Below are 23,882 nucleotides of genomic sequence, written 5' to 3' on the forward strand. Positions count from 1 at the left end.
AGGGTGAGACCATGAAAGGCTGGAGGAAGCTGGTTCGGGGAGACAAGGGGAGCATGGTGCTGGAAGCGGCGCTTACGCTGCCTTTCTTCCTGGCCTTTGTCATGCTGCTCGTAGGGTTCATCCGCCTTTCCTTGGCCGAGATGGCGCTGCAATCGACGGTGTCGGAGGCGGCCAAGGTTATGGCGGCGAACATGTACCCGATGCGCCAGGCTTATCTGCAGGGGCAGACGGCCTGGCAGAACTCCACGGCCAGCGCCTGGCTGGACGGTGTGCTGACCCAGGCCAATTCGGCCGCTCAGACGGTTACCGATACGGAAGCGTTCGTGGAGAATTACGCTCAGTGGATCCCGGCGCCCCTCGTACAGCTGGTGGCCTGGGAGAAGTCGAAACGGGAGCAGGTGCAGTCGTGGGGCAGCGAAAAGACAGGCGAAGCCAAGGAGGCCGCCCAGCGCCGGTTCGCGGAAGGCGCCTCACCTATCATCGCTTCCTTCGCCGATGAAGGGCGCCTGGACAAGACGCGGATTCAAGTGACGGCACTGCATTTTCCCGATATGGAAAATCTCGAGGAGGCTTACCTCACCATTGAGGCCGAGTATCCTTACACGTTCCAGGTGCCTTTCTTCAAGAAAACGGTCATCCTCAAAAAAAAAGCGACGGAGCGTGCCTGGGTGGGAGGCGGCGTATGATGGAGATGCTCGCTGCAGGCCTGTTTCTCCTGGCTGCCTTCTGTACGGATGTGACCCGCAGCCGGATTCCGAATCCACTGACGGCCGCCGGAGCGGCGGCAGGACTGCTGCTGCACCTGGCTTCAGACGGGGCAGGGGGACTTGGCATGTCGCTGGCGGGATTTGCCGCCGGCTTCCTCCCGATGCTGCTGCTGTATGTGATCGGGGCTGTAGCAGCCGGCGACGTGAAGCTGTTCGGTGCGCTCGGCGCTCTTACCGGAGCGGCCTTCGTGCTGCAGGTGATGGCGGCGTCACTTCTGTGTGCGGGCGTCATCGGCTTTGTGATTCTGCTTGTACGCTCCGACGGCATGCAGCGTCTCAAGGGAATGCTTTTCGGCCTGTTCCAGCTCGCCTTCTTCCGGGATCCCGGCGTGCTGCGGAGCAGTGAGGGGAGCGGCAGGCACCGGATCAAATTCCCGTTCATGTGGGCCGTTCTGCCTGGGGCGGTTTGCACCCTGTGGCCGGAGCTGCTGGGAATGGGCTGATCTCCCGAGGGGGGAGGTCTCAAGAACGATGAAATCACATCTTAGGCAGAAAGGGGCCAACAAGTTATGAAAGCCGTATTGTACGGACTGCAGGTCGATTACGTGAGCGAGCAGGGCCACTTCATGGTGCTGAGCTCGGAGGCGGGGCTGCGGCAGGAAGAGTTGTCCTCGTTCCAGCTCAGCATGCTGTCGGCCAACCGGATTCCGGGGCTGCTCCCGCTTCAGCTGGAGAGCCGGAACGGCAGCGTGCTGCTCTATTACACGATAACAGGCAAGCGCATGCTCACCCAGTGGCTGCGTACCGAAAAGCTGACGCTCCGGGGATACTATCAGCTGCTGCTCTCTATTGTGGAGGTGCTCGGCGATTCGATGGTCTACATGCTGCAGCCGGGCAGATATATGCTGCAGGAGGATTGCATCTACTGCGGCAGCGGGCTGCAGGACATCCACCTTACCTATGTGCCGGTGGAGCGGCTGGAGGGCAAGGGCAGTGTGGCCGGAGATCTCCGGGAGCTGGCCTCTCGCTGGATTCACCGGGTTACGGAGCTGCAGGGCAGCGGATTCCAGGAGCTCATGCGCTATCTGGAGCGGGAGGAGACCTTCTCGATGGCGGAGCTGAAGGTGCTGCTGCTGCAGCAGGCAGGGTATTTGGAGGGAGCCCCTTCCTCCCTTGGTCCGGCCGCACCCGGTGGAGCTTTGGCACAGGGAGCCCCTTCCTCCCTTGGTCCGGCCGCACCCGGTGGAGCTTTGGCACAGGGAGGAGCTGCGCCCGCTTCGGGAACCGGATACGGGAGCGCCTCAACAAGCAGGTCAGCAGCCGGCCGGACGGGACGCGAACCGGGAATGGATCTGCATCGGGACCACCCGTCGCACGGGTTCCATTCGGCGGCGTCAACTCCCTATGCTGCTCAGACGGCAGCTGATCGCACGGAAGCACATGGACCGGAGCCGGGCCCGCATCCTTGGGGGGAGGAGGGGACATTCAACGTTCCGGATTGGCTCGGTCTGCATGGTGATGCCGCCAACCCTGCGGCCTCCAGCGGTGCTGCGGCTGCAGAATCCGACGGGAAGCCGAGAAGCAAAAAGCCGTTCTATGTCGCGATGATGACCGTCTTGGCGTGCGGCATGGTCTGGAAGCTCTATGCGGATTCACCCGGGGAACCGAAGCTGTATCTATGCACGGGGGCCACGCTGCTTATTGCCGCCGCCGCTCTGCTGATCATCGGGCGGATGAAGAAAGCGGAAGAGGCGGAGAGGGAGTACAGTGACCCCTACCCAGAGCCGCCGGACTTCGGCAGCCAACCAAGAGCTAAGGATTCGGGGGCTGCTTTCCTTGAAGGACTGGGGCTTGGCCAAACGCAGAGACAAGCCTCTGAGGCTGAGGCAGCAGCCGGTGCGGCAGACGGGGATCGTTCCGCCGCATGGAAGAATGGCGGATTTGCTGGATCGGCGCAGCCGTCCGAGCCTCGTTCGACTTCCGGAGGCGGGAGCCGTGCAGGAGCCGGTCCGCTCCTCGACACCTATTTTGGCCCCGCCCCCACGGCCGGTTCCCCCGTTTCGTCTTCGCCGTTGTCTCAGCCCCCCGTGCAGGGCGGAGCGGATGACCTTGCCGGACGAACCATGCTGCTCCGTCCGGCGGATGCCACGGTCTTTCTAGGCGGTAAGCAGACTGCGACCGAAGCGGAGGCAGCCGTTCCCTGCCTCGAGTGGGACCGTGCGGGATCCTGTGAACGCATCCGTCTGACGAAGGCGGCTTTCGTCATTGGACGGGCCGGCGGCGAAGCGGATTGGGTGCACGATGAGATTGGGGTTTCACGTCTTCATGCCGAGCTCGTACGAGGAGCGGACGGAAGCGTGAGCATCAAGGACCTTGGCTCGCGCAATGGAACCACGGTGAACGGGGAAGCGCTCGTCCCCTACAAGCTTCACACGCTGAAGGAAGGTGACCGCATCCGGATTGTATCCACAGAATATACGTTTATGACCGCATGACCCAGGGACTCCCTGGGTTTTGCCGTTATGCGGCAGTCTGGAGCCGGGAGCAAGAAAGGGTTATGTGTCGAAACTCGCCCCCACGCCGTGCCGGGCTGTGAAGGGAAGAAGCGGAAGCACTTCCTTCCGCTCTTGTAGAAAAGGGCACCGAAGAAATGGTATAATGAAGCGTCCATCCTCGGTATCCATCATGATGGGAGCTGGACTTGGAGATGAGCGCAGATCATTTCCGGTACATACATACATGGCTAGAAGATCAAGAGTGCCTGCACCAGGCAGGCCGCTCTTTCCTGAGGCGGACCAGCCGCCATCCCATATCCGACACGTAAAGGAGAAATGCCACCATGCTGACTCATATCGTATTGTTCAAACTGAAGGACCGCCAGCCCGAATCCGTCGAGGCTACAGCTGCCGTACTCCGCAATATGGAGGGCAAGATCGACGTGCTGCGCCACATTGAAGTGGGGATCGACGTGCTGCATCTGGACCGTTCCTACGATATTGCCCTGATTACGAAGTTCGATTCGGTCGAGGATCTGCAGGTGTACGCTGACCACCCGGTGCATGTGGAAGTCTTAGCCCATATGAAGCAGGTGCTGGACGGGACAAGTGTTTGCGTGGATTTCGTATCGTAAGCTGAGTGCGGCAGCGACCGGCGCCAAAAACAAAAAGCGCCCTGTAAAGGACGCTTGGGTGCCTCACACCAATCGTTCCGGTCCCTCCGATGTTCGGGGGGCGACTCTCTTTGGCTCAGGATGTGAGGAATTCGAACTGCGGCTTCGTGATCATCATCCACATCATGATGAAGAGCACCGTCAGGTAAATATACAGCGACCGTGTCAGCTTGCGCAGCAAAGGGGCCCGGTCGCTGTCCTCCTGGCGCAGCTTCCGGATGGTCGGTGAGAATGCCCGGGCCATGAATACCAGGGAGGCGACGAGCACCGCAAACGTGCCGGCGATCCACGGGGTATCCCACGGCCAGCCGCCGAGCCACATAAGCAGCAGGCCGGAGCCTACGAGCACATGGCCGGTGTGCTTCGACAAGCGGACCACGAAGTGGAAAGAGTCCAGGAACGATTCCTTGAGCGGGCCTTCCGCCGTATGAAGTTTACGGAGCATGGGAATGAGGACGAAGAACGGACCGATGGACACCATGGCCGAAACAGCATGAATGAAGACGAGCAAATCGTACCAAAACATGGGGCGGTGAACCTCCGCTTTTCTTCTGGAGTAAAACAAAAACAGTGCAGCCGGCTCATCTGCTGGCGTCCCGTCTTACGGCGGGGCAGCCGCGGGCAGAGGAGCCTTGGCTACACTGTTTTTCCTTGAAATATCAGAAAGCGTAACTCGCTTCGATATCGAACCGGCCGCAGCCGACCGGATTATACCTCGCGGAATTCGTGAACCCAAACGCGCATCTGCGGCATCCATGGCATTCCGGCATGCATCGACATGATGTAGTTCTTGTACTCTTCGACGGAGGAGTAGCCTTCGCCTTTGATGTTCTCGTCCGTCAGCTCGCCGAGAGCTTGGGAGTACACATTCGTTACTTCGAACTTGCGTCCCTGAAGCTCCATAATTTCGCCGATATCGGCGTAACGGCCGTTGCGGCGGGTAGCGGTTTTCTCACCGCTGAGCACTTTGGCAACGTCGGCATCTACGGTGATCATACGTTCAATACTACATGTTTTCGGTGGCAAAGCTTCGGACATGGGGGGCAACCTCCTAGAATATTGTTCCAAATGTAGCTTACACGAATCGGGAATGAGAATCAAATAGAAGTATCCTTCCGGGAAGTAGAGACGCAGCTGAAGTAGAATCAGAGTGAAAGAGAGGGATCCTTATGACGCAAACGATAGACAAAGAATACGTGCTCCGTATTCTGGACATGCTGCTCGCGACGCCAAGCCCAAGCGGCTATTGCGGGGAAGTTATGCGTAAGCTTGCCGAGGAAACGCGCCGGCTCGGTTACGAGATGACGCTGACACCGAAGGGCTGCGGGATCATTACGGTCCCGGGCGCTGCGGACGGCCGTGTAATCGGACTATCCGGCCATGTCGATACGCTCGGCGCGATGGTCCGTTCGGTCAAGAGCAGCGGGATGCTGCGGTTTACCCTTGTGGGCGGATTTATGCTGGGAGCGGTGGAGAACGAGTATTGCCGCGTGCATACGCGAGGCGGCCGGGTCTACGAAGGGACGATCCTGACGGACAAACCGTCCGTGCATGTCTACCCGGATGCCAAAGACCTCAAACGGGAGGAGGCCGTGATGGAAATCCGCCTGGATGAGCAGGTATCCTCGGCAGAGGATGTGCGTCGACTTGGTATCGAAGTCGGAGACTTCGTCTCGTTCGATCCGCGGACACGTGTCATGCCTAGCGGGTACGTGAAGTCCCGGCACCTGGACGACAAGGCCGGCGTGGCAGCGCTGTTCGGCCTGCTGGAGCTGCTGAAGCGGGTATCGATCGTGCCTGCCTATACGATGAAGCTGCTGATTTCCACCTATGAAGAAGTGGGGCACGGCGCGGCGTGGATTCCGGAGGACATCACGGAGATGATCGCCGTCGACATGGGCGCCATGGGCGAGGATCTGCAGTGCACGGAGCTCGACGTATCGATCTGTGCGAAGGATTCGAGCGGTCCGTATGATTACGCGATGACCACGAAGCTTGTGGAGCTGGCCCGGCGGGACGGCATCCGCCATGTGGTGGATATTTATCCGCAGTACGGCTCGGATGCGTCGGCGGCGCTCCGCGGAGGAAGCAATATCCGTGCGGCCTTGATCGGGCCGGGTGTGCATGCATCCCATGCGATGGAGCGCACGCATATCGACGCTGTCATCGGCACGGCCTCTCTGCTCGCAGCCTATGCCGCGGACCCGGCGGAGCCGTATACGATATAAATCCGCACCGGGGAGGCCGGGCTATGGACCCGATCTCCCCGGACACGGAAAGGAGCAGGAAGACATTCATGAACATACTGACAGTAGAAGGTTTATATAAAAGCTACGGCGAAAAGGTGCTGTTCGACGGCATTCAATTTCAGATCAACGAGCGGGAGCGGATCGGGCTGGTCGGGGTCAACGGCACCGGCAAGTCTACGCTGCTGAAGATCATGGCAGGGGAGGAGCCGCTGGAGCAGGGCAAGCTTCTTCACTCCAATCACTTCCATGTGGAGTATCTGCCGCAAAATCCCGCTTTCGACGCGGAATCCACGGTGCTCGAGCAGGTGTTCTACGGCGATACGCCGCTGATGCAGGCCCTGCGGGAATACGAATGGGCATTGACGGAGCTGGGGCTTGCGCCTGAGGATGAGAAGCGTCAGGCGAAGCTGTTCGCCGCCCAGCAGCGGATGGACGCGACGGGCGCCTGGGACGCCGCCACGACGGCGAAGACTGTGCTTACGCGGCTCGGCATCACGGACTTCGGGCGCAAGGTCGGCACCTTGTCCGGCGGCCAGCGCAAGCGCGTCGCGATGGCACGCGTGCTGATTCAGCCGGCGGACCTGCTCATCCTCGACGAGCCGACGAACCATATCGACCATGAGACGGTCGAATGGCTCGAGGAGTTTCTCTCGAAGTGGAAGGGCGCCCTGCTGCTCGTCACCCACGACCGGTACTTCCTAGACCGGGTGACGAACCGGATCTTCGAGCTCGACCGCGGCAAGCTGTACAGTTATGAGGGCAATTATGCCGCGTTCCTGGAGAAGAAGGCGGACCGCCTGGAGCGCGAAGCGGCGGAGGAGGACAAGCGGCAGAATCTGCTGCGCCGCGAGCTGGCCTGGCTGCGCCGGGGAGCCAAGGCGCGGACGACGAAGCAGAAGGCGCGGATCGACCGCGTGGTGGAACTGCGCGACCGCAAGGTGGCAGGCCCTGCGGCTCAGCTCGAGGTATCGCTCGGCGCTACCCGTTTGGGTAAGAAAATCATGGAGATCGAGCATCTGTCGAAGCGATTCGAGGACCGGCGCATCGTCGAGGATTTCAGCTATATTGTCCTACCGGAGAACCGAATAGGCATCATCGGCCCGAACGGCACAGGGAAGTCGACCTTCCTGAACCTGCTCGCCGGGCGGCTGAGCCCAGACGGCGGTGTGATCGACACGGGCTCAACCGTGAAGCTTGCCTACTACACGCAGGAGAGCGTGGAGATGGACGACAAGCAGCGGGCGATCGATTACATCAAGGAAGCGGCGGAAGTGATCCGCACCTCCGACGGGGAAGCGATCACAGCAGCACAGATGATGGAGCGGTTCCTCTTCACGCCGGCCCAGCAGTGGACGCCGATCGGCAAGCTCTCCGGCGGAGAGAAGCGGCGCCTCTACCTGCTGCGCACCCTGATGGGCGAGCCGAATGTGCTGCTGCTCGACGAGCCGACCAACGATCTGGATATCCAGACGCTGACCGTGCTCGAGGAATATCTCGAAGAGTACCCGGGCGTCGTGATCACGGTATCCCATGACCGGTACTTCCTCGACCGGACGGCGGACCATCTCTTCGTCTTCGAAGGAGAGGGCCGGGTACGCCGGTTCTTCGGGAATTACACCGAATATATGGAGGCCGTGAAAGGCGAGCGCCAGGCTGAGGCCGAAGCCAAGAAGGCGGAGAAGCCGGCCCCGAAGGCCGAGGCGCCTCAAGCTTCCCGAAGTGAAGCGGGACGGCCGAAGAAGCTCTCGTTCAAGGACCAGAAGGAATGGGACGAGATCGAAGACAAGATCGCCGGGCTCGAGGAGCGCCTCGCAAAGATCAAGTCCGAGATCGAGAAGGCGGGAAGCGACTACGGGCGCGTCCAGGATCTGTTCCGCGAGGAGCAGGAAGTGAGCGCCCAGCTCGAGGCGACGATGGACCGCTGGACCGAGCTGTCGGAGCTGGTCGAGAGCATAGCTTCGGGCAAGTAAGCAGACGCGAGCTATGGGGGGACCCTCAGAGAAAGCGGGAACTGCAAAAAAATATGGGGAGCCGCACCGTTTCCGCTTGGGGATGGTGCCCCTCCTGTGCTATAATATACGTTTGAGAGCACATGATGGAAGAAAAGCTTCAGTCTATGGAAGAAAGTGGGTATCAATAGTTCATGATTACGGTTACGGGTGTTACCCTGAGATACGGCAAGCGCGCCTTGTTTGAGGATGTCAATATCAAATTTACACCGGGCAACTGCTACGGTCTTATTGGCGCGAACGGCGCGGGAAAGTCCACCTTCCTCAAGATCCTGTCCGGCGAGCTGGAAGCCAACAAAGGGGAAGTGAGCATTACGCCGGGCGAGCGGATGGCGGTGCTGAAGCAGAACCATTTCGAATACGACGAGATGGAAGTGCTGAAGACGGTTGTGAAGGGCCATGCGCGCCTTTTTGAAATCATGGAAGAGAAAGACGCCCTGTACGCCAAAGCGGACTTTTCCGAAGAAGACGGCATGCGTGCAGCCGAGCTGGAAGGCGAGTTCCAGGAGCTCGACGGCTGGCAGGCGGAATCCGACGCGGCTGAGCTCCTGATCGGTCTTGGCATCGGCAAGGATCTGCACGATCTTAAGATGAAGGAGCTCGACGGCAACCAGAAGGTCCGCGTCCTCCTGGCGCAGGCGCTTTTCGGCAATCCGAATATTCTTCTGCTTGACGAGCCGACGAACCACTTGGACATCGAATCGATCAACTGGCTCGAGCACTTCCTCTCCCGCTTCGAAGGCACCGTTATCGTCGTATCCCATGACCGTCACTTCCTGAACCAGGTGTGTACGCATATCGCGGATATCGACTTCGGCAAAATCCAGATGTACGTGGGCAACTACGATTTCTGGTACGAGTCCAGCCAGCTCGCTACGAAGCTGCAGCGCGAGGCCAACAAGAAGACCGAGGAGAAGCGCAAGGAGCTCGAGGAGTTTATCCGCCGCTTCAGCGCCAACGCTTCCAAGTCGAAGCAGGCGACCTCCCGGAAGAAGCAGCTCGAGAAGCTTACGCTCGAGGACATCAAGCCGTCGACGCGCAAATACCCGTTCATCAAGTTCCAGCCGGAGCGTGAAGCGGGCAAGCAGATTCTGACGGTAGACAAACTGACGAAGACGGTGGACGGCGAGAAGCTGCTCAACAATATTTCGTTTACAGTCAACAAAGGCGACAAGATCGCACTGGTCGGCCCGAACGGCATTGCGAAGTCGACCCTGTTCCAGATTCTGATGGGCGAAGTCGAAGCCGACTCCGGCGAATACAGCTGGGGCGTCACGACAACCCAGGCGTACTTCCCGAAGGAAAACTCCGCTTACTTCAACAGTGACGAGACGCTCGTCGACTGGCTCCGCAAATATTCGAAGGACCAGGACGAATCGTACCTCCGCGGCTTCCTCGGCCGTATGCTGTTCTCCGGCGAAGAAGCGCTGAAGAAAGCCAGCGTTCTCTCCGGGGGCGAGAAGGTCCGCTGCATGCTCTCCAAGATGATGATGAGCGGCGCGAACGTCCTGCTGCTTGACGAGCCGACGAACCACTTGGACCTCGAATCCATCACGGCGCTCAACAACGGCATGATTGATTTCGACGGCACGATGCTGTTCGTCTCCCATGACCATCAGTTCATCCAGACGGTGGCCAACCGGATCATGGAGATTACGCCGAACGGCTTGATCGATAAAGTGATTTCCTATGACGAGTACCTCGAGAACGAAGACATCAAGAAGCAGCGCGAAGCGGCTTATGCTTAAGAACGGATTGGGGCAGGAGGGAGGACGGGGTTGCCCTCTTTCTCCGGTTTCCGCCGCCTGTGCGCTTGCGCGCATGAATATCATGATAAAAAAAGGATGAGCCGCAGCCCCTGGGGCTTACGCTCATCCTTCTTTTGTTACGATGGCTTTTTCGTTCAAGCAGAACTGACCGCTGAGAAGCCCGGTTGAGTCCTAGCTGCCGCCGGTACGACGACGCTGGTTGTTCGGCTTCTTGTTGTTCTGGCTGCGCATGACGGCGTCGTTGCCTGCGCGCATGCCTCCGCCGAGCTTGCCGTCCTTCTGGTCCTGCTTCTTCTGGGCGAGCTTGTTCTTGATCGCATCAGCGAGGGAGACCTTACGCGGCTCCGAAGATTCGCCTGCACCTGCCTGAACGGATTCGTTGTTTTGTTCTGTCATGTCTATTTCCACCTGCCCTATGCTTGAATAGTACCATTTTACCGGATTTGTCCATAGAGAAGCAACAGGGACAGCCAAACAATCGAAGGCTCGAAAGGAAGGGATGCGGATGGGGCTGCCGGAGTGGTCCGAAACCCTGCTGCTCAGTAACACGCCCTTCGGAAAGGGGCCGAGGTATGTCTATGTCTACTCGCCGCTCTGCGGCACCTGCCGTGTCGGCATGCGGATGCTGGAGGTGGCTGCGGCGGCCGACCCGGGCCGGATCATCGGGATCTGCAACATCAACCTGACGCGGGAGCTGGCGGGACGCTGGCAGATCGAGAGCGTTCCGTGTCTTGTCCACCTTGAAGGAGGACAGGTGCAGCGCAAGCTGTACCGTCTCGGCTCGGTCGCCGACCTGCTGGGATGGATCCGAAGCGGTGCCTAAGCCGAGCCGAGCATGAGAATAGGGGACAACCCTACAGAGAAGGAGCGAAACCAAACATGGAGCAATGGGATGCAGCGACAGCGGGAACGCTGGTCAGAGCCTCGTACAAGACGGGGGAGTATATCGGCGAAACCGTGGAGGTATCGCCAAGCGGCAAGATTGCGGTGAAAATTCTGGCCGTTGTGAAGCACCCGACGCAGGGCGACCTGCACAATCCGATGGAAGCGGATGTGGCGTTCTTCCACCAGCGCCGGGCGCTGGCCTACCAGGAGATCGCGCTGATGCCGGCCCACACGGTGAAGCCATACACCGGTACGGTGCCGGAATACCGCGACTCGCTGCTCACTGCGCTGGAGGCCCAGCGCGAGGAGCTGCAGGGCACGGTCCGGTGGGCCCAGCGCTGCCTCCAGGAGCTGGAAGCACTGGCCCGGGAATATTGATCCGGGTGTTCCCGGCCCGGCTGGAGAAGCTTGGCCCGATGGTCTTGCTGTCCGGAGACCGGGTTCGCCCTTAGAAACGGAAGTGGTTCCATGCTGTTCGTGCTTATCGGCCTCTGGACGATCGGCCTGCTGCTTATCGTGACGGATCCGAAGCGTATCACAACGCGCTGGATCTCCTCGATCGCATTCACCGGAGGCTGCGGCGGGCTGTCGGCCGTCATTGCGGACGACCTGTTCCCGCTGTTCTACGCGAAAGGGTGGCTGACCTCGAATGTGGCGCCGCTCCTTACGCAGGCCGAGATTTTCTCATCCTTGACGTGTTACTACGGCCTGCCGTATACCTTCGTCATGTTCAGTATCGTGTATTTCCCGGACTATCCGTACTGGTCCTGGCAGCGCAGGCGCTGGCTGCCTTATGTGCTGCTGCTGCCTCCGGTGCTTTCCTTCGCCTTCGATGCGCCTCCGGATGCCCCGATCCCTTACAGCTACGTACTGTTCTGGGCGGTGCCCTATATCCTGGGCGGAATCTACCTGCTGATCGCCGGGACGTGGAAGGAACGCAATTCATTCCTGAGGCGCAGCCGGCTGCTCACCACCGCCGCGGCGGCGCCGACGCTCTTTTTTGCCTTATTCACGCTGTATGTGCTTCCAGCACTCTTCGGGGAGTATGAATGGTGGAGGTACAACCCCGGAATTATCGCGTTCACGATTGCCGTCATCGTCGGCTCATCGTTCCGTTACGGCTTCATGGGCCTGCAAATTTCGATCCAGAACCAGAAGCTCGATTATACGCTGCGTGCGATTACTTCCGGAACGTCGATTCTCAACCATGCCATCAAGAACGATGTGGGCAAAATCCGCCTCTTCGGGGACAAGATCAAATCGGATGCGGAGAGCGAAGCGACGGACCCGGAGAATCTCGTGCGTGACGTGGAGGTTATCCTCGCCGCCTCCCAGCACATCTACGACATGATCTACCGCATCCAGGGACAGACGCAGGAAGTGGAGCTCGTCATGGAGGAATTCGAACCGAGCCGCATTCTCAGGCAGTGCCTGGACATGCTGGCACCTGAGACGCAGGGGGTGTTGGTCCAGGAGCAGTACTTGTACCAAGGGACGATGACCGGGGACCGGGCGCAGCTCACGGAGGTCTGGACCAATGTGCTCACCAATGCGATGGAAGCGATGCCCGGCGGCGGCCAGCTGACGGTGCGGCTCAGCGAGACGAAACGTAAGCTCGTTGTGGAGATCAAGGACAGCGGGACCGGGATGGAGAAGCATCAGCTCAAGCGGGTGTTCGATCCGTTCTACACGACGAAGAGCGGCAAAAAATTAAATTTCGGCTTGGGCCTGTCCTACTGTTATACTATTGTCATGAAGCATAAAGGCACCATGAATATCCACAGCAAACCGGGTCAGGGAACGAGCGTGTTCATGCAGTTTCCGAGACGGGGGGCTGCGGAAGGCCGGAAGGGAGCGAGTGAGAATGGACAATAACCGCATTCGCGTGGTCATCGTGGAGGACGATCCGGATTGGCTGCGCGGGCTGCAGAGCTATCTGCAGAAAGAAGGGGACATCGAGGTCGTCGGAACCGCTTCCTCCGGGGAGGCGGGCGTCGAGCTGCTCGAGCGGGTGGAAGCCGATGTCGTGCTCATGGACATCATGATGTCCGATAGCCCGGAGGGCTTGTGGGCGGCCGCAGAGATCGTCAAGTGCAGCGGCGCCCGCGTCGTCATGCTCTCTTCGATGGAAGAGAAGGAGATGATCTTCGAGGCGTTCAAAGCGGGAGCCGTCGATTATATGGTGAAATCGAATTTCACCGAAATTCCGGCAACGATCCGCAGTGCGTATGCGAACCGCAGCGCGATTCATCCGAGTGTAGCGGCGCAGATGCGTGAAGAGTTCCGGCGGCTGAAGCAGCTGGAGCACGAGGTGCGGGTGAGGGAGCTCAAGAATCTGCTGACGCCGACCGAGATCCAGGTACTCGATCTAATCGAGAAGGGACATACGCAGACGCAGATCGCCGACAAGTTCGTCGTGTCGATCCGCACCATCAAGGTGCACGTCGGCAACATACTCAAAAAGCTCGGCGGCAAGAGCTCAAAGGAAGCGGCCCAGAAGGCCAAAGATATGGGCATCTTGTAGAAGCTGTGGTATAGTTATAAGCAGTTTTTGGCACAAGCAGGAAGCACGCTGGCAGGTCCAACGCCACAACCCACAGGCAAACGGAGGAGTAAGCAAAACCATGAGCCCTAACGACAAACTGCACATCGGCGTCATCGGCGCCGGCAATATCGGTAACGTACATATCCAGGAATTCCAGAAGCTGCCCGACGTCGTCATCACGGCCGTTACGGACGTCTATCAGCCTATGGCGATCGCCCGGGCGAAGGAGTACGGCATCCCTACCGTGCACGTGACCTATCAGGATCTGCTGCAGGATCCGAACGTGGATGCGGTCGTGGTGGCCGTTCCGAACGAAGCGCATGCCCCGATCGCGATCGAGGCGCTGCGCGCGGGCAAGCACGTGCTGCTCGAGAAGCCGATGGCGGTGAACGCGGCGTCAGCCAAGGAGATCGTGAAGGCCCACCTGAAGAGCGGCAAGGTGCTGATGATGGCGCACCAAATGCGCTGGGAGCCGCTGAATCTGCAGGTGAAGGAGCAGATCGACAAGGGCGCGCTGGGCAAAATCTATAACGTGAAGACCGGCTGGCTGCGCCGCAAAGGCATTCCCGGCTGGGGCACCTGGTTCACCCAGATGCACAAGGCCGGCGGCGGTCCGCTGATCGATATCGGCGTGCATATGCTCGATCTGTCTTTGCATCTCATGGGTTCCCCGAAGCCGGTATCGGTGTTCGGCACGACCTACGCGGAGTTCGGACCGAAGAAGAAGGGGATCGGCACGTGGGGCAAGCCGGACTGGAACGGCTTCTACGACGTGGAAGACCTGGCTACCGCGCTGATCAAGCTCGACAACGGAAGCACGCTGTCTCTGGATGTGTCCTGGGCGGCCAACACGAGCTTTATCAACAACGGCCCTTATATCTACCTCATGGGCTCGGACGGCGGCGCATCACTCCAAGGAGACAAAGGCACCCTGCATACCGAGCTGTTCGACCGCACGGCGGATGTGGATCTTGTCATCCCGCAGAACGATGAAGGCGCGAGAGTGCGGATGAGCCGCCATTTCGTCGACTGTGTGCGAGAGAGCCGCGAACCGATCACATCGGCGATGTCGGGCCTGACCAACTCGCTGGTGCTCGAGGCGATCTACGAGTCCTCCCGGACCGGCAATGTCGTACAACTGGATTGGAACCTGGACTGATCACTTATGGACACACTGCTTGAGATTAACCTTCAATTATTCAGCGTTATCGGCACGATCGCCTTCGCAATCTCGGGGGCGGTCGTTGCTATGGAGGAAGAATACGATATTCTCGGCGTGTTCGTGCTGGCCCTCGTCACCGCTTTCGGCGGCGGGGTGATTCGCAACCTGCTCATTGGCGTGCCTGTAACGACACTCTGGGAGCAGGGCATGTTTCTGAAGACCGCCGTAGTATCGGCTTTTCTTGTGTTTCTTGTCCCGGTATCGTGGATTCTGCGATGGAAAACGTGGGAATCGTTGTTCGACGCGATCGGACTCGCCGCGTTCGCCATTCAGGGCGCCTTGTACGCAACGAAGAACGGCGTGCCGCTCAGTGCGGTGATGGTGGCTGCCATGATGACCGGTATCGGCGGCGGCATCATCCGTGACGTGCTCGCAGGACGCAAGCCGCTGGTGCTTCGTGATGAGATCTATGCCGTCTGGGCGCTGCTCGCCGGACTCATGATCGGGTTGGGGTGGTTCCAGGGCTCCTGGGCGCTGCTGCTGCTGTTCGCCCTCGTAGTCATCATGCGGATGCTGTCCGTGACGTACAAATGGCGGCTGCCGCGGCGGACGATTCAGCTGCAGCAGGAGCCGAGGGAGCCGAAGTCGGGCGTTTGAAGGAAGGAGAGAGTGGCATGACAAGGGAAGAAAACCGCTCGTGGAGCGAGAGCCGGCAGGTGTCAAGCCAGGAGCTTCAGGAGCGGCTGGAGACAGTCCGTACCCTGCAGGAGAATGAGCTGGAGATGTACGAGATTGCGAAGGACAAGCTCACCGGCGAGCATTATCTGCACTATTCGTATCTTCACCGGAACCTTGCCGGGGCTCCGGGAGCCGGGGCCGGCGGGGAAGAGGTGTTTCATCAGCTGCTGCCGCTGGATTCCGACGATGTGCTGGGGGTCTTGTTCAGTGAACAGCCGTATGCGTATCCGCAGCACTGGAAGCGCGCCTTTCTGCGCAATGGCCCGGAAGGGCATTATGTCTGGTTTGATCCGGCCTATGCCGAGGAGGAAGCGGAGAACGAAGCCTACGGCCTTGATCTGGCGAGCCGGCTGGCCGAATTCAAGCGGCAGGGCAATGTGAGCGAGGAAGCGGTGAAGCGTTTCCTGGAGGAGCTCGACAAAGGATCCGGGGATTCCCGGTAAGGGCTTACCGCAGCATGCTTCACTTTTTTGCATAGTTTCCGGCTGGTGATTCATCCTAATGGGGAAAGATGGCCGCCCTTGCGCGTCCGTGCATTAACCTTAGGAGGACACCTCTATGACCATCGCAATGAACCGCAGACCGGCGCTGCTTGCTCTGCTGACGGCCTGCGTGCTAAGCGCCTCCGGCTGCGGAGGCAACAAGCCTGAAGCTTCCCGTTCCGGCGGCGGGCTGCAGGATTACCGGCAGCAGCAGCTTTTTGACCGGGACAGCCGTAACAATGAGGATCCTACGCTGGGCGTGAAGAAGCGCTACGAAGATCCGGAGGCGGGCGGCAAAGGAGAGGCTTACACCGGCCGCCAGCAGCTCGATATGACTAACCGCCATGAAGCGAAGTCGATGGGCTTCTCCCCTGATCTGGCCTCCCGCGTGAAGAGCGTGAACGGCGTGCAGGAGGCTCAGGTGCTGCTGACCGAGGTGAACGCCTATGTGTCGGTTGTGCTGCAGGGACACAGCCCGGATGCCGAGGCGAATCCCGAGATGATGAAGAATGCCATAGCGCCCCAAGGCGGGACGGGCTTATTCGGCAAGGGCGGCAGCGCGCTCAAATTCTCTTGGACTGAGGATGGAGGTCTCTCCGCAAGCAAAACGGATGAGATCCGTAAGACCGTGCTGGGGGCCGCGCCTACCATTCAGCAGGTGTTCGTTACTGCGAACCCTAATTATGTGCAGCGCATCCGCTTCTATGCCAAGGAAGAGCAGGAGAAGGGCACATTCTCCCAATATATCAATGAGTTCGGCACCATGGTGCAGCACGTATTCCCGGATAACGTCAATACGAGACGATAGGATGCTGTTCCGTGGGCAATATTCCGGGACATAACCAAACAACGGACCGCCCTCCAGCCGTACTCTGCGGCATGGGAAGGCGGTCCGTTGTTTGCGCAAGGGACCCTATACACTTTGGTGAAGGTTTATCGTCTATTTTAATTCGAATTTGTAGCCGACGCCCCAGACGGTCTTGATGTACTTAGGGTCCTTCGGATCGGATTCGACTTTCTTTCGAAGGTTGGTGATGTGGACGTCAACGGAACGCTCCGTAACGAACGAATCGATGCCGCGGATCTTGTTCAGAAGCTCTTCGCGGGAGAATACTTTACCGGGATGAAGCCAGAAATTGCGCATAATTTCAAATTCGGAGTACGTCGTATCGATCGGCTGGCTGCGCAGATAAATGCAGCGCTTTTCGAGGTCGAGGGTAATATCCTTTTCTTCCGGAACAGGGGCCTCTACGGCAGCAGCCTTCACCGACTGATTGAAGGCTGAACGCCGGAGCAGGGCGGAGGTGCGGGCGGCCAGTTCCCGCATGCTAAACGGTTTGCACAAATAATCGTCCGCCCCCACCGTCAGCGCATTGACACGCTCGGAGACTTCGTTCTTGGCGGAGACGATCATAATCGGAACATTCGACAGCGTGCGAAAATGTTTGCAGAGCTCGATGCCGTTGGTATCCGGCAGCATCAGGTCAAGGATGACCACGTCGGGACTTTCTTCAGTGAAGAGGTCCTGAGCCTGCTTGCCGTCGAACGCACAGGAAACATGGTAATTCTCTTCGCTCAGGTATATGGATATCATATCTGCAATACTATGATCATCTTCCACGAGTAATACTTTAGACATGACATGCCACCTCAACTGGTTGAAATATTTAGAATAGTGTTAGAAAAATTCATAGTCGCTCCGTCCGGAAAAACATACTTTCTAAATGATTACCCCTCATAATACAAAGTATCCAAAGTCCTTCGGGTGGAGGCGCCTTATATAGTGGTTCGCAATGACGAACGTCAGCCCGAGGCAACCATTATGCCACCTCAGGGGGAATCTATTTATGGAAATGAAACTGCAGCTCGAGCGCCGCATTCAAAGTTGTATCAATGATCTGAGCGATATGGTGACCGGCCATGGCTTCGCATTGACCGACCCGGATGTCGTCCGGAAGAGCATGGAGCTTGACGAATTGATCCTAGAAGTCATGCGGAATCAGCGTGCTGCCACGAAAAAAGTTCATTAATTGTCCCCGGAAGGCTTCCGATATTTGATGCGATTGGGACAAACTGTAAGTATAAACCGCGGTAAGGCCGGAAATAAAAGAAGGAGGGAGCTCCCGCTTCCCATTGCCGTCCAAGCGGCAGGGCAGCGAAACACGGCTCCGGAAAAGGTGCTTCGTCACGAATGCCTAATGTCTATAAGGTGCGTGCGTACTGTCAAGCATACGGCTGCAGAAGCGGTCAGCATAAGGATGTCATCCGGACGATCGACCATGCATCGTCTTTTTCTTTTGCCCTCTGGATGAATAGCGCAGAGAAGTCCCAAGAGCGGTTGACTTGTCCCGGCTGCGGGGGCCGTATGTATTATTATCCGATATCCTGTATAAGCGAACCGGATCATTATGCATAACTCCTCTAATTATAAACTCCTTGTCCGTAAAGTCAAAATATCCTAGGTCCTACAAACTCCCCGAAAACCGGGATTTTAAAAGAAACGTGTGTCAATTGACCCACGCTTCCCCCCACTGGTGTACTGCATCCATGACCGGCTTCAGCGCCTTCCCCTTGCCGGTCAGCTCATATTCGATCCGTACCGGGGTCTCGGGATACACGTGCCGCGCAATCAAGCCCGCAGCCTCCAGCTCCTTAAACCGCTCAGCCAGCATTCTGTCGCTCATTCCGGGAATCATTTCGGATATATCCTTAAAGCGGCGCGGCCCTCCAAGCAGTGCACAGAGGATCAAGCCGGTCCAGCGCTTGCCCAGGATCTCGAAAGCAGCTTCAAATTTGGGACACATGGTATGCGGTTGTTGATCTGCCATCGTACTTCACCTCTTCTGCCTCTATTTTACCATAAAACACACTTTGAATGTTAGCTTTTTTCTTATTATATACTTGTAATTAGTAAGTATACATAGGCCTCCCGGGCTAGACCGTGAAGTTATCCTTGAAAAAGTTGGATAAGTGCAGTATAACTGCGATAGCAACAAATTTTGGCGGGATGCTTATGGAGGGAACAGTTACATGTACGGAGCACCATTATCGGCGGGAGCCCATAAAATCATGCTTCTCGGCTCGGGAGAGCTCGGCAAGGAAGTGATCATCGAAGCGCAGCGTCTCGGCGTGGAGACGGTGGCGGTGGACCGCTATGCGAATGCGCCGGCCATGCAGGTAGCACATAGGTCCTATGTGATCTCTATGCTGGACGGGGAAGCGCTTAGAGAGCTGATCGAGAAGGAGAAGCCGGATCTAATCGTGCCGGAGATTGAAGCGATCGCCACGCAGACGCTGGTCGAACTCGAAGCCGAAGGCTATCGGGTGATCCCCACCGCTACGGCCGCGCGGCTGACGATGGATCGCGAAGGAATCCGTCGGCTCGCGTCGGAGACGCTGGGGCTGCCGACCGCCCGCTATGCGTTCGCGGATACGCTCGAAGAGCTGAGAGCGGCGGTGGCCGAGATCGGGACTCCCTGTGTCATCAAGCCGATCATGAGCTCCTCGGGCAAAGGGCAGAGCGTCTGCCGCACGCCGGAGGATATCGAGACCTCGTGGAATCTGGCGATGGAAGGCGGACGGGCGAAGAAGGCCCGTGTGATTGTAGAAGAATTCATCCGCTTCGATTCCGAAATTACGCTGCTGACCGTGCGCTCCGCCTCGGGCACCTCGTTCTGTGCACCGATCGGACATGTGCAGAAGGACGGCGACTACATCGAATCGTGGCAGCCTCACTATATGAGCGCCGCGCAGCTGGAAGAGGCGCAGGAGATCGCTGCGAAGATTACGGATGCGCTGGGAGGCGCGGGCCTCTATGGCGTCGAGCTGTTCCTCGCCCCGGACAAGGTGTATTTCAGCGAAGTCAGCCCGCGGCCGCACGACACCGGCATGGTGACGATGGCGTCCCAGGACCTCTCCGAATTCGCGCTGCATGTCCGTGCCATTCTCGGCTTCCCGGTGCCGACGATCCGCCTGCTCACGCCGGCTGCGTCGTACACGCTGAAGGCGGACCGGGACGCGGAGACGTTCCGCATCGGCGGACTTCCCGAGGCTCTCTCGCTGCCTAACACGCAGGTTCGCGTCTTCGGCAAGCCGGAGACGAAGCCCGGACGCCGGATGGCGGTTGCGCTCAGCACGGGCGAGACGGTGGAAGAGGCACGGGGGCTGGCCAAGGAAGCGGCGGGCCATCTGCGGATCGAGTACTCGTAAGGGGAAGGATGTACGACGTAGGGGAGTTTTTGGGAAAGCCCTTCGGAAACCATGGGGCCCAAGGTGCGTATTGACTTCCACAAGCCAAGGGCGCAGGAGGAGAAATCAAAATGAACGCACATGAAATCGATTATGCGATACACGGTTCCGAGATGCAGTACGTCGAGATTGAGCTTGATCCGGGTGAGAGCGTGATCGCCGAAGCGGGCAGCCTCATGATGATGGACCAGAACATCCACATGGAGACGATCTTCGGGGACGGCAGCGACCAGGGCAAAGGGCTCATGGGCAAGCTGTTCGGGGCAGGCAAGCGGCTGCTGACCGGCGAGAGCCTCTTTATGACGCTCTTCACGAACCGCGGCCACGGCAAGGAGCGCGCCAGCTTCGCTTCCCCGTATCCGGGCCGGATCCTGCCGATGGACCTGTCGGTGCTCGGCGGCAAGATCATCTGCCAGAAGGATTCGTTCCTCTGTGCGGCCAAGGGAGTGTCGGTCGGCATCGATTTCCAGCGCAAGCTGGGGGCCGGCTTCTTCGGTGGAGAGGGCTTTATCATGCAGAAGATCGAAGGCGACGGGCTGGCGTTCGTCCATGCCGGCGGCGCGATCTGCGAGCGTGAGCTTCGTCCGGGCGAGATGATCCGTGTCGATACGGGATGTTTGGTAGCCATGACACAGGGTGTGTGTTATGACATCGAGTTCGTTAAGGGCGTCAAGACCGCCATCTTCGGCGGGGAAGGTCTGTTCTTCGCCACGCTGAGAGGACCGGGACGCGTATGGATCCAATCCCTGCCGTTCAGCCGTCTGGCGGACCGCGTGCTCACGGCAGCGGGACCGGGCGGCCGCAAGGAAGAGGGCAGCATTCTCGGGGGGCTCGGCAACCTGCTTGACGGAGACCGCTAAAAAACGATATTATCTAGTGTACGGAATTTGCGAGGCGCATGCCGGTTGAATTACATACCTGAAAGAGGTGCTGAAAGTATATGGCATACAATCCTCAAGTCACCGATGCCAAGGTTGTCAGTCACAATCCGAAGAACGGATTGTTCGAGATCGTTGCGAGCCTGAAGGACCGGACGGTCTGTCGTCTCACGTATGAGACCGATGAGGCGGGCGGCGCGAGAGCGACGCACATCTCCCGTCTGCTGCAGGAGCCGTGCCCGATCTGCCGCAAGGACTTCCTGTGCAACTGCATGGACAAGTTCAAAGAGAATATCTCGGCGCAGGCGCTGGAGCATACCGGCGTGCCGACGGCCTAACCTGCCCCGGAGGCCGCGAATCGGCGGGATTCACTGTAGTCCCATCGGCGGCAGCGAACCACCCATGAGCATAAGAGCTCATGGGTTTTCTTATTTTGCGGGATGTGAAAAAAAAGCAGGCGTGGAGGGGCGGTAAGGGGCTCATATACGGGAGTTGAAGCTATGACCAGGTACTATATTAAGATAGTACTTACCGGTACGTCCGGCCGCTTTTATAATAGGAATCAAGAAGCAGGACCTGGAACAAGGCTCCTGCCCAACGAAACCAGAGGTGCTGTCATCATGAGAAAAAGAAACACATCCGCATTCACATTCCTGGCCTGGACTTCCTTCGCCTCCGCGCTGCTCGCCATGTTCATCGGGATCTCGACCCTGGAGGAGTCCTTGTCGGTCAAAGGCTACTATGCGGTAAGCGCTTTGTATCTCACCATGGCATCCTTCGTTCTCCAGAAGACCGTCCGCGACAACCAGGAGGACGGAGCACAGGCCAGACGGCGCAACACCGGCGCTTTTACGTTCCTGTCCTGGACCGCCTTTTCCACCGCTCTTCTTGCCATGTTCATCGGCATCGTCAACCTGGAGCAGCCGCTCTCCGTGCAGGGCTACTACGCTGTTACCGCGCTGTTCCTTACTATGTCCTCCTTCGTTCTTCAGAAGACGGTAAGGGATAACAAGGAAGACAGCGAGATGTTTGCCGAACCCGAAACGCATGAATAGGCAGCCGCAGGATCGAAGACGCGGACAAACCTATTGACTTCCCTGGAAGGCAGCGGCGGACGTCGCGCTTTCGGGCAGGAGAAGACCGGAACCCTAGGGGCAGGGACGGTCTTTTTTCTTTTGGCGGAGACTATGGTAAAATAAGAGAATGAATCTGAACCCAAAGGAGCGGATCTTCCCATGCGGATTGGCGTTGTATCCGATACCCACATGTTCGGCCGCGGTGCGGCTCTTCCGGCAGCCCTGGTGAGGGGCCTGCAGGGCACCGATCTTATTCTGCATGCGGGCGACTGGATGGATGAACGCGTGGCCGCGCTGTTCGAGGCGATCGCCCCGGTGGACGGTGTGGCCGGCAACAACGACGGACCCGAGATTGTCCGCCGCTTCGGCCGCCGCAAGGTGGTGGAGCTGGCAGGATACCGCATCGGGCTCGTTCACGGGGACGGGGGCCGGTCCACGCCGGAGACCGCCTACGCGGCATTTCGCACCAAAGAGGGGGAGTCACTGGCGGATGTGATTCTCTTCGGCCACTCACATACCCCCTTTCATGAAATCCGCGGCGGGCAGCTGCTGTTCAATCCGGGCTCCCCGACGGACAAACGGAAGCAGCCGATGTACTCCTACGGGATTCTGACGCTTGGGGAGAGCGTCAGCGCAGAGCTTTTTACTTACGAAGACAAGTCTCCGTAAACCCGGATGGCTTGCGCATCAGAACATACTATAAACTATAAGAAATGAGACGGAGGAAACTAAGATGTCGAAATGGAAGGAAATTACGACGAAGGAAGAATGGGAGCAGTATTATGGGGGCAGCGGCAGCAAGCCGTTCGTTGTGCTGAAGCACAGCACCGCCTGCCCGGTGAGCTTCAATGCGCTGCAGGAATACGAGGCTTATCTCGGCAAGACGCCGAACGAGGAAGTGGACTATATTCTCGTGAAGGTCATCGAATCCCGTCCGGTGTCGAACCAGATCGCCGAAGAAACCGGCGTGAAGCACGCTTCTCCGCAGGTGCTGTACATCAAGAACAAGGAAACGGTATGGAACACCTCGCACTGGTCCATCACCGAAGAGCATCTGACTGCCGTACTGAATTAAAGCCGGCGGCAGCCAACAAGGGAGAGTGAGCCCATGGCCGTTCAATCGTTTTCGTTTTTCTCCGGGGCCTTATACGCCCGTAAAGTATGCCAGGTCTATTTGCCACCAAGCTATGACGCTTCGGAGGATACCCGTTATCCGGTGATCTACCTGCTTCACGGTCTCAATGGGGATGAGACGTCCTGGCTTGTCAAGGGCGGAGCGGAAGCTCAGCTCGACCGTCTGATGAGGGACGGCACGCTTCGGGAAAGCATTGTAGTCATGCCGAGCGACGGAGGCTACGGCCACGGCACGTTCTATGTCAACTGGTACGACGGCACCGGCCGCTTCGAGGACTATTTCTTATATGATCTGATGCCGTCGATCGACCGGGAGTTCCGGACGGTTGCCGACCGTTCTTCGCGGGCGCTCTGCGGACTTTCCATGGGTGGCTACGGCGCTTTCGTGCTCGCCCTGCGCAATCCCGAGCTCTTCGGCTCCGCATCATCGATCGCCGGGGCGCTGATGTCCACCGGACTGATGACCGAGCAGTTCCTGCGCTCCGAGGTCAGCCGTCTGGTCGGTCCGGTGCACGGCCCGTTCGCCCGGGAGCTGGATCTGCATGTGCTGGCAGCCCGCAGGCTGCGGGAGGAGCAGCGGCCTGAGCTTCACTTCAACTGCGGATTCTCCGACTATCTGTACCCGCTCAACTCCGCCTTCAAAGCCCTGCTGGATCAGCTCAGCTATCCGCATGAATATGCCGAATACGAAGGGGAGCACAATTGGGACTACTTCGGCGGCCACTTGGCAGAGGCGCTGGCGTTCATTGAGCGCTCCTTCGCCGGCTCTGCGGCCGGTGAGGCGCCGGCGGAGATCGGCTGAGCCCCGCACAGCTAAAAGGATAAGCAACA

The 23,882-nt window shown here is 58.7% G+C and carries 28 protein-coding genes and 1 pseudogene; 24 read left to right on the forward strand and 5 right to left on the reverse strand.

Translation table 11 applies throughout. The features are described 5' to 3' along the window. The first annotated feature begins 11 nt into the window (after positions 1–11). The 4 genes from ACP26L_RS15880 to ACP26L_RS15895 all read left to right on the forward strand — a co-directional run bounded on the left by ACP26L_RS15880 (position 12) and on the right by ACP26L_RS15895 (position 3,837). On the forward strand, positions 12–686 hold the full coding sequence (locus tag ACP26L_RS15880) for a TadE/TadG family type IV pilus assembly protein (RefSeq protein ID WP_426453915.1): 675 nt from the start codon (positions 12–14) through the stop codon (positions 684–686). After that, a complete protein-coding gene (locus ACP26L_RS15885) occupies positions 683–1,210 on the forward strand; it encodes a prepilin peptidase (protein WP_426453916.1) in 528 nt (175 codons plus the stop codon). The genes ACP26L_RS15880 and ACP26L_RS15885 overlap by 4 nt, the downstream gene beginning before the upstream one ends. A 66-nt stretch (positions 1,211–1,276) precedes the next feature. Then, positions 1,277–3,202 carry a DUF6382 domain-containing protein gene (locus tag ACP26L_RS15890; RefSeq protein WP_426453918.1) on the forward strand — a complete coding sequence of 642 codons (1,926 nt, stop codon included), beginning with the start codon at positions 1,277–1,279 and terminating at the stop codon, positions 3,200–3,202. A gap of 344 nt (positions 3,203–3,546) precedes the next feature. Further along, positions 3,547–3,837 carry a Dabb family protein gene (locus tag ACP26L_RS15895; RefSeq protein ID WP_426453920.1) on the forward strand — a complete coding sequence of 97 codons (291 nt, stop codon included), beginning with the start codon at positions 3,547–3,549 and terminating at the stop codon, positions 3,835–3,837. 115 nt (positions 3,838–3,952) lie between these two features. On the opposite strand, the gene ACP26L_RS15900 is transcribed toward ACP26L_RS15895, so the two are convergent. Together ACP26L_RS15900 and ACP26L_RS15905 are read right to left on the reverse strand one after the other, a co-directional pair. Further along, complete coding sequence (locus ACP26L_RS15900) at positions 3,953–4,402, reverse strand: hypothetical protein (protein ID WP_426453922.1); 450 nt, start codon at positions 4,400–4,402, stop codon at positions 3,953–3,955. 182 nt (positions 4,403–4,584) lie between these two features. Beyond that, the gene (locus ACP26L_RS15905) at positions 4,585–4,914 is read right to left on the reverse strand and encodes an ASCH domain-containing protein (RefSeq protein WP_426453924.1); all 330 of its coding nucleotides are present in this window, start codon (positions 4,912–4,914) and stop codon (positions 4,585–4,587) included. Between the two features lie 131 nt (positions 4,915–5,045). Between ACP26L_RS15905 and ACP26L_RS15910 the strand changes: the two genes are divergently transcribed. From ACP26L_RS15910 to ACP26L_RS15920, 3 genes are all read left to right on the forward strand, one after another. Continuing rightward, positions 5,046–6,104, forward strand: a complete 1,059-nt coding sequence (locus tag ACP26L_RS15910) for a M42 family metallopeptidase (RefSeq protein ID WP_426453925.1) — start codon at positions 5,046–5,048, stop codon at positions 6,102–6,104. Between the two features lie 68 nt (positions 6,105–6,172). After that, positions 6,173–8,095: an ABC-F family ATP-binding cassette domain-containing protein gene (locus ACP26L_RS15915; protein ID WP_426453927.1), complete on the forward strand. Its 1,923-nt coding sequence runs from the start codon at positions 6,173–6,175 to the stop codon at positions 8,093–8,095. Positions 8,096–8,268: 173 nt separating this feature from the next. Further along, positions 8,269–9,882, forward strand: a complete 1,614-nt coding sequence (locus tag ACP26L_RS15920) for an ABC-F family ATP-binding cassette domain-containing protein (protein ID WP_426453929.1) — start codon at positions 8,269–8,271, stop codon at positions 9,880–9,882. A gap of 192 nt (positions 9,883–10,074) precedes the next feature. On the opposite strand, the gene ACP26L_RS15925 is transcribed toward ACP26L_RS15920, so the two are convergent. After that, positions 10,075–10,299 (reverse strand): hypothetical protein, encoded by a 225-nt coding sequence (locus tag ACP26L_RS15925; protein WP_426453931.1) that lies wholly within the window; start codon positions 10,297–10,299, stop codon positions 10,075–10,077. A gap of 109 nt (positions 10,300–10,408) precedes the next feature. On the opposite strand from ACP26L_RS15925, the gene ACP26L_RS15930 reads away from it, so the two are divergent. The 8 genes from ACP26L_RS15930 to ACP26L_RS15965 all read left to right on the forward strand — a co-directional run bounded on the left by ACP26L_RS15930 (position 10,409) and on the right by ACP26L_RS15965 (position 16,523). Next, positions 10,409–10,726, forward strand: a complete 318-nt coding sequence (locus tag ACP26L_RS15930; RefSeq protein WP_426453933.1) for a thioredoxin family protein — start codon at positions 10,409–10,411, stop codon at positions 10,724–10,726. A gap of 56 nt (positions 10,727–10,782) precedes the next feature. Then, positions 10,783–11,166 carry a kinase-associated lipoprotein B gene (locus ACP26L_RS15935; protein WP_426453935.1) on the forward strand — a complete coding sequence of 128 codons (384 nt, stop codon included), beginning with the start codon at positions 10,783–10,785 and terminating at the stop codon, positions 11,164–11,166. Positions 11,167–11,256: 90 nt separating this feature from the next. Further along, positions 11,257–12,663, forward strand: coding sequence for a sensor histidine kinase (locus ACP26L_RS15940; protein WP_426453937.1), 1,407 nt, complete (start codon positions 11,257–11,259; stop codon positions 12,661–12,663). Further along, positions 12,653–13,312, forward strand: coding sequence for a response regulator transcription factor (locus ACP26L_RS15945; RefSeq protein ID WP_013916685.1), 660 nt, complete (start codon positions 12,653–12,655; stop codon positions 13,310–13,312). Before ACP26L_RS15940 ends, ACP26L_RS15945 begins: the two co-directional genes overlap by 11 nt. Positions 13,313–13,412: 100 nt before the next feature. Beyond that, entirely contained in the window at positions 13,413–14,492 is a 1,080-nt protein-coding gene (locus ACP26L_RS15950; RefSeq protein WP_426453939.1) for a Gfo/Idh/MocA family protein, read from the forward strand. 6 nt (positions 14,493–14,498) lie between these two features. Further along, positions 14,499–15,152, forward strand: a complete 654-nt coding sequence (locus ACP26L_RS15955; RefSeq protein WP_426453941.1) for a trimeric intracellular cation channel family protein — start codon at positions 14,499–14,501, stop codon at positions 15,150–15,152. A gap of 17 nt (positions 15,153–15,169) precedes the next feature. After that, positions 15,170–15,676, forward strand: a complete 507-nt coding sequence (locus ACP26L_RS15960; protein WP_426453943.1) for a hypothetical protein — start codon at positions 15,170–15,172, stop codon at positions 15,674–15,676. Positions 15,677–15,791: 115 nt separating this feature from the next. Further along, entirely contained in the window at positions 15,792–16,523 is a 732-nt protein-coding gene (locus tag ACP26L_RS15965; RefSeq protein WP_426453945.1) for a YhcN/YlaJ family sporulation lipoprotein, read from the forward strand. A 132-nt stretch (positions 16,524–16,655) separates the two neighbouring features. Here ACP26L_RS15965 and ACP26L_RS15970 read toward each other — a convergent pair whose 3' ends face one another. Next, on the reverse strand, positions 16,656–17,354 hold the full coding sequence (locus ACP26L_RS15970) for a response regulator transcription factor (protein WP_426453947.1): 699 nt from the start codon (positions 17,352–17,354) through the stop codon (positions 16,656–16,658). Positions 17,355–17,562: 208 nt separating this feature from the next. On the opposite strand from ACP26L_RS15970, the gene ACP26L_RS15975 reads away from it, so the two are divergent. Beyond that, entirely contained in the window at positions 17,563–17,745 is a 183-nt protein-coding gene (locus tag ACP26L_RS15975; protein ID WP_426453949.1) for a Spo0E family sporulation regulatory protein-aspartic acid phosphatase, read from the forward strand. Positions 17,746–18,222: 477 nt separating this feature from the next. Here the strand turns inward: ACP26L_RS15975 and ACP26L_RS15980 are convergent, their stop codons facing one another. Beyond that, the gene (locus tag ACP26L_RS15980; protein ID WP_426453950.1) at positions 18,223–18,543 is read right to left on the reverse strand and encodes a winged helix-turn-helix transcriptional regulator; all 321 of its coding nucleotides are present in this window, start codon (positions 18,541–18,543) and stop codon (positions 18,223–18,225) included. Positions 18,544–18,745: 202 nt separating this feature from the next. On the opposite strand from ACP26L_RS15980, the gene purT reads away from it, so the two are divergent. The 8 genes and pseudogenes from purT to ACP26L_RS16020 all read left to right on the forward strand — a co-directional run bounded on the left by purT (position 18,746) and on the right by ACP26L_RS16020 (position 23,853). Continuing rightward, a complete protein-coding gene (gene purT / locus ACP26L_RS15985) occupies positions 18,746–19,924 on the forward strand; it encodes a formate-dependent phosphoribosylglycinamide formyltransferase (RefSeq protein WP_426453952.1) in 1,179 nt (392 codons plus the stop codon). Between the two features lie 110 nt (positions 19,925–20,034). Further along, on the forward strand, positions 20,035–20,823 hold the full coding sequence (locus ACP26L_RS15990; RefSeq protein WP_426453954.1) for a TIGR00266 family protein: 789 nt from the start codon (positions 20,035–20,037) through the stop codon (positions 20,821–20,823). Between the two features lie 80 nt (positions 20,824–20,903). Next, positions 20,904–21,179 (forward strand): hypothetical protein, encoded by a 276-nt coding sequence (locus ACP26L_RS15995; protein ID WP_426453955.1) that lies wholly within the window; start codon positions 20,904–20,906, stop codon positions 21,177–21,179. A 282-nt stretch (positions 21,180–21,461) separates the two neighbouring features. Next, positions 21,462–21,656 (forward strand): annotated as a pseudogene (locus tag ACP26L_RS16000) (YiaA/YiaB family inner membrane protein); the annotation flags it as partial. A 42-nt stretch (positions 21,657–21,698) separates the two neighbouring features. Then, entirely contained in the window at positions 21,699–21,896 is a 198-nt protein-coding gene (locus tag ACP26L_RS16005; protein ID WP_426454973.1) for a YiaA/YiaB family inner membrane protein, read from the forward strand. A 180-nt stretch (positions 21,897–22,076) separates the two neighbouring features. Beyond that, positions 22,077–22,586, forward strand: a complete 510-nt coding sequence (locus ACP26L_RS16010; protein WP_426453957.1) for a metallophosphoesterase family protein — start codon at positions 22,077–22,079, stop codon at positions 22,584–22,586. 64 nt (positions 22,587–22,650) lie between these two features. Further along, positions 22,651–22,992, forward strand: a complete 342-nt coding sequence (gene ytxJ, locus ACP26L_RS16015) for a bacillithiol system redox-active protein YtxJ (protein WP_426453958.1) — start codon at positions 22,651–22,653, stop codon at positions 22,990–22,992. Between the two features lie 33 nt (positions 22,993–23,025). Then, positions 23,026–23,853 carry an alpha/beta hydrolase gene (locus tag ACP26L_RS16020; protein WP_426453960.1) on the forward strand — a complete coding sequence of 276 codons (828 nt, stop codon included), beginning with the start codon at positions 23,026–23,028 and terminating at the stop codon, positions 23,851–23,853. The last annotated feature ends 29 nt before the right edge of the window (positions 23,854–23,882 follow it).

The sequence above is a fragment of the Paenibacillus sp. S-38 genome, assembly GCF_049942825.1.
In the GTDB taxonomy this organism is placed as follows: domain Bacteria; phylum Bacillota; class Bacilli; order Paenibacillales; family NBRC-103111; genus Paenibacillus_G.

Bases quoted from the DNA above. Each gene is read 5' to 3' on its own strand.
- ACP26L_RS15920 (WP_426453929.1), top strand. From the start codon at position 8,269: ATGATTACGGTTACGGGTGTTACCCTGAGATACGGCAAGCGCGCCTTG.
- ACP26L_RS15910 (WP_426453925.1), top strand. From the start codon at position 5,046: ATGACGCAAACGATAGACAAAGAATACGTGCTCCGTATTCTGGACATG.
- ACP26L_RS16020 (WP_426453960.1), top strand. From the start codon at position 23,026: ATGGCCGTTCAATCGTTTTCGTTTTTCTCCGGGGCCTTATACGCCCGT.
- ACP26L_RS15885 (WP_426453916.1), top strand. From the start codon at position 683: ATGATGGAGATGCTCGCTGCAGGCCTGTTTCTCCTGGCTGCCTTCTGT.
- ACP26L_RS16010 (WP_426453957.1), top strand. From the start codon at position 22,077: ATGCGGATTGGCGTTGTATCCGATACCCACATGTTCGGCCGCGGTGCG.
- ACP26L_RS15925 (WP_426453931.1), bottom strand. From the start codon at position 10,299: ATGACAGAACAAAACAACGAATCCGTTCAGGCAGGTGCAGGCGAATCT.
- ACP26L_RS15890 (WP_426453918.1), top strand. From the start codon at position 1,277: ATGAAAGCCGTATTGTACGGACTGCAGGTCGATTACGTGAGCGAGCAG.
- purT (WP_426453952.1), top strand. From the start codon at position 18,746: ATGTACGGAGCACCATTATCGGCGGGAGCCCATAAAATCATGCTTCTC.
- ACP26L_RS15955 (WP_426453941.1), top strand. From the start codon at position 14,499: ATGGACACACTGCTTGAGATTAACCTTCAATTATTCAGCGTTATCGGC.
- ACP26L_RS15905 (WP_426453924.1), bottom strand. From the start codon at position 4,914: ATGTCCGAAGCTTTGCCACCGAAAACATGTAGTATTGAACGTATGATC.
- ACP26L_RS15990 (WP_426453954.1), top strand. From the start codon at position 20,035: ATGAACGCACATGAAATCGATTATGCGATACACGGTTCCGAGATGCAG.
- ACP26L_RS15945 (WP_013916685.1), top strand. From the start codon at position 12,653: ATGGACAATAACCGCATTCGCGTGGTCATCGTGGAGGACGATCCGGAT.
- ACP26L_RS15995 (WP_426453955.1), top strand. From the start codon at position 20,904: ATGGCATACAATCCTCAAGTCACCGATGCCAAGGTTGTCAGTCACAAT.
- ACP26L_RS15900 (WP_426453922.1), bottom strand. From the start codon at position 4,402: ATGTTTTGGTACGATTTGCTCGTCTTCATTCATGCTGTTTCGGCCATG.
- ACP26L_RS15935 (WP_426453935.1), top strand. From the start codon at position 10,783: ATGGAGCAATGGGATGCAGCGACAGCGGGAACGCTGGTCAGAGCCTCG.
- ACP26L_RS15980 (WP_426453950.1), bottom strand. From the start codon at position 18,543: ATGGCAGATCAACAACCGCATACCATGTGTCCCAAATTTGAAGCTGCT.
- ACP26L_RS15915 (WP_426453927.1), top strand. From the start codon at position 6,173: ATGAACATACTGACAGTAGAAGGTTTATATAAAAGCTACGGCGAAAAG.
- ytxJ (WP_426453958.1), top strand. From the start codon at position 22,651: ATGTCGAAATGGAAGGAAATTACGACGAAGGAAGAATGGGAGCAGTAT.
- ACP26L_RS15930 (WP_426453933.1), top strand. From the start codon at position 10,409: ATGGGGCTGCCGGAGTGGTCCGAAACCCTGCTGCTCAGTAACACGCCC.
- ACP26L_RS15970 (WP_426453947.1), bottom strand. From the start codon at position 17,354: ATGTCTAAAGTATTACTCGTGGAAGATGATCATAGTATTGCAGATATG.
- ACP26L_RS15960 (WP_426453943.1), top strand. From the start codon at position 15,170: ATGACAAGGGAAGAAAACCGCTCGTGGAGCGAGAGCCGGCAGGTGTCA.
- ACP26L_RS15895 (WP_426453920.1), top strand. From the start codon at position 3,547: ATGCTGACTCATATCGTATTGTTCAAACTGAAGGACCGCCAGCCCGAA.
- ACP26L_RS15950 (WP_426453939.1), top strand. From the start codon at position 13,413: ATGAGCCCTAACGACAAACTGCACATCGGCGTCATCGGCGCCGGCAAT.
- ACP26L_RS15965 (WP_426453945.1), top strand. From the start codon at position 15,792: ATGACCATCGCAATGAACCGCAGACCGGCGCTGCTTGCTCTGCTGACG.
- ACP26L_RS15975 (WP_426453949.1), top strand. From the start codon at position 17,563: ATGGAAATGAAACTGCAGCTCGAGCGCCGCATTCAAAGTTGTATCAAT.
- ACP26L_RS15880 (WP_426453915.1), top strand. From the start codon at position 12: ATGAAAGGCTGGAGGAAGCTGGTTCGGGGAGACAAGGGGAGCATGGTG.
- ACP26L_RS15940 (WP_426453937.1), top strand. From the start codon at position 11,257: ATGCTGTTCGTGCTTATCGGCCTCTGGACGATCGGCCTGCTGCTTATC.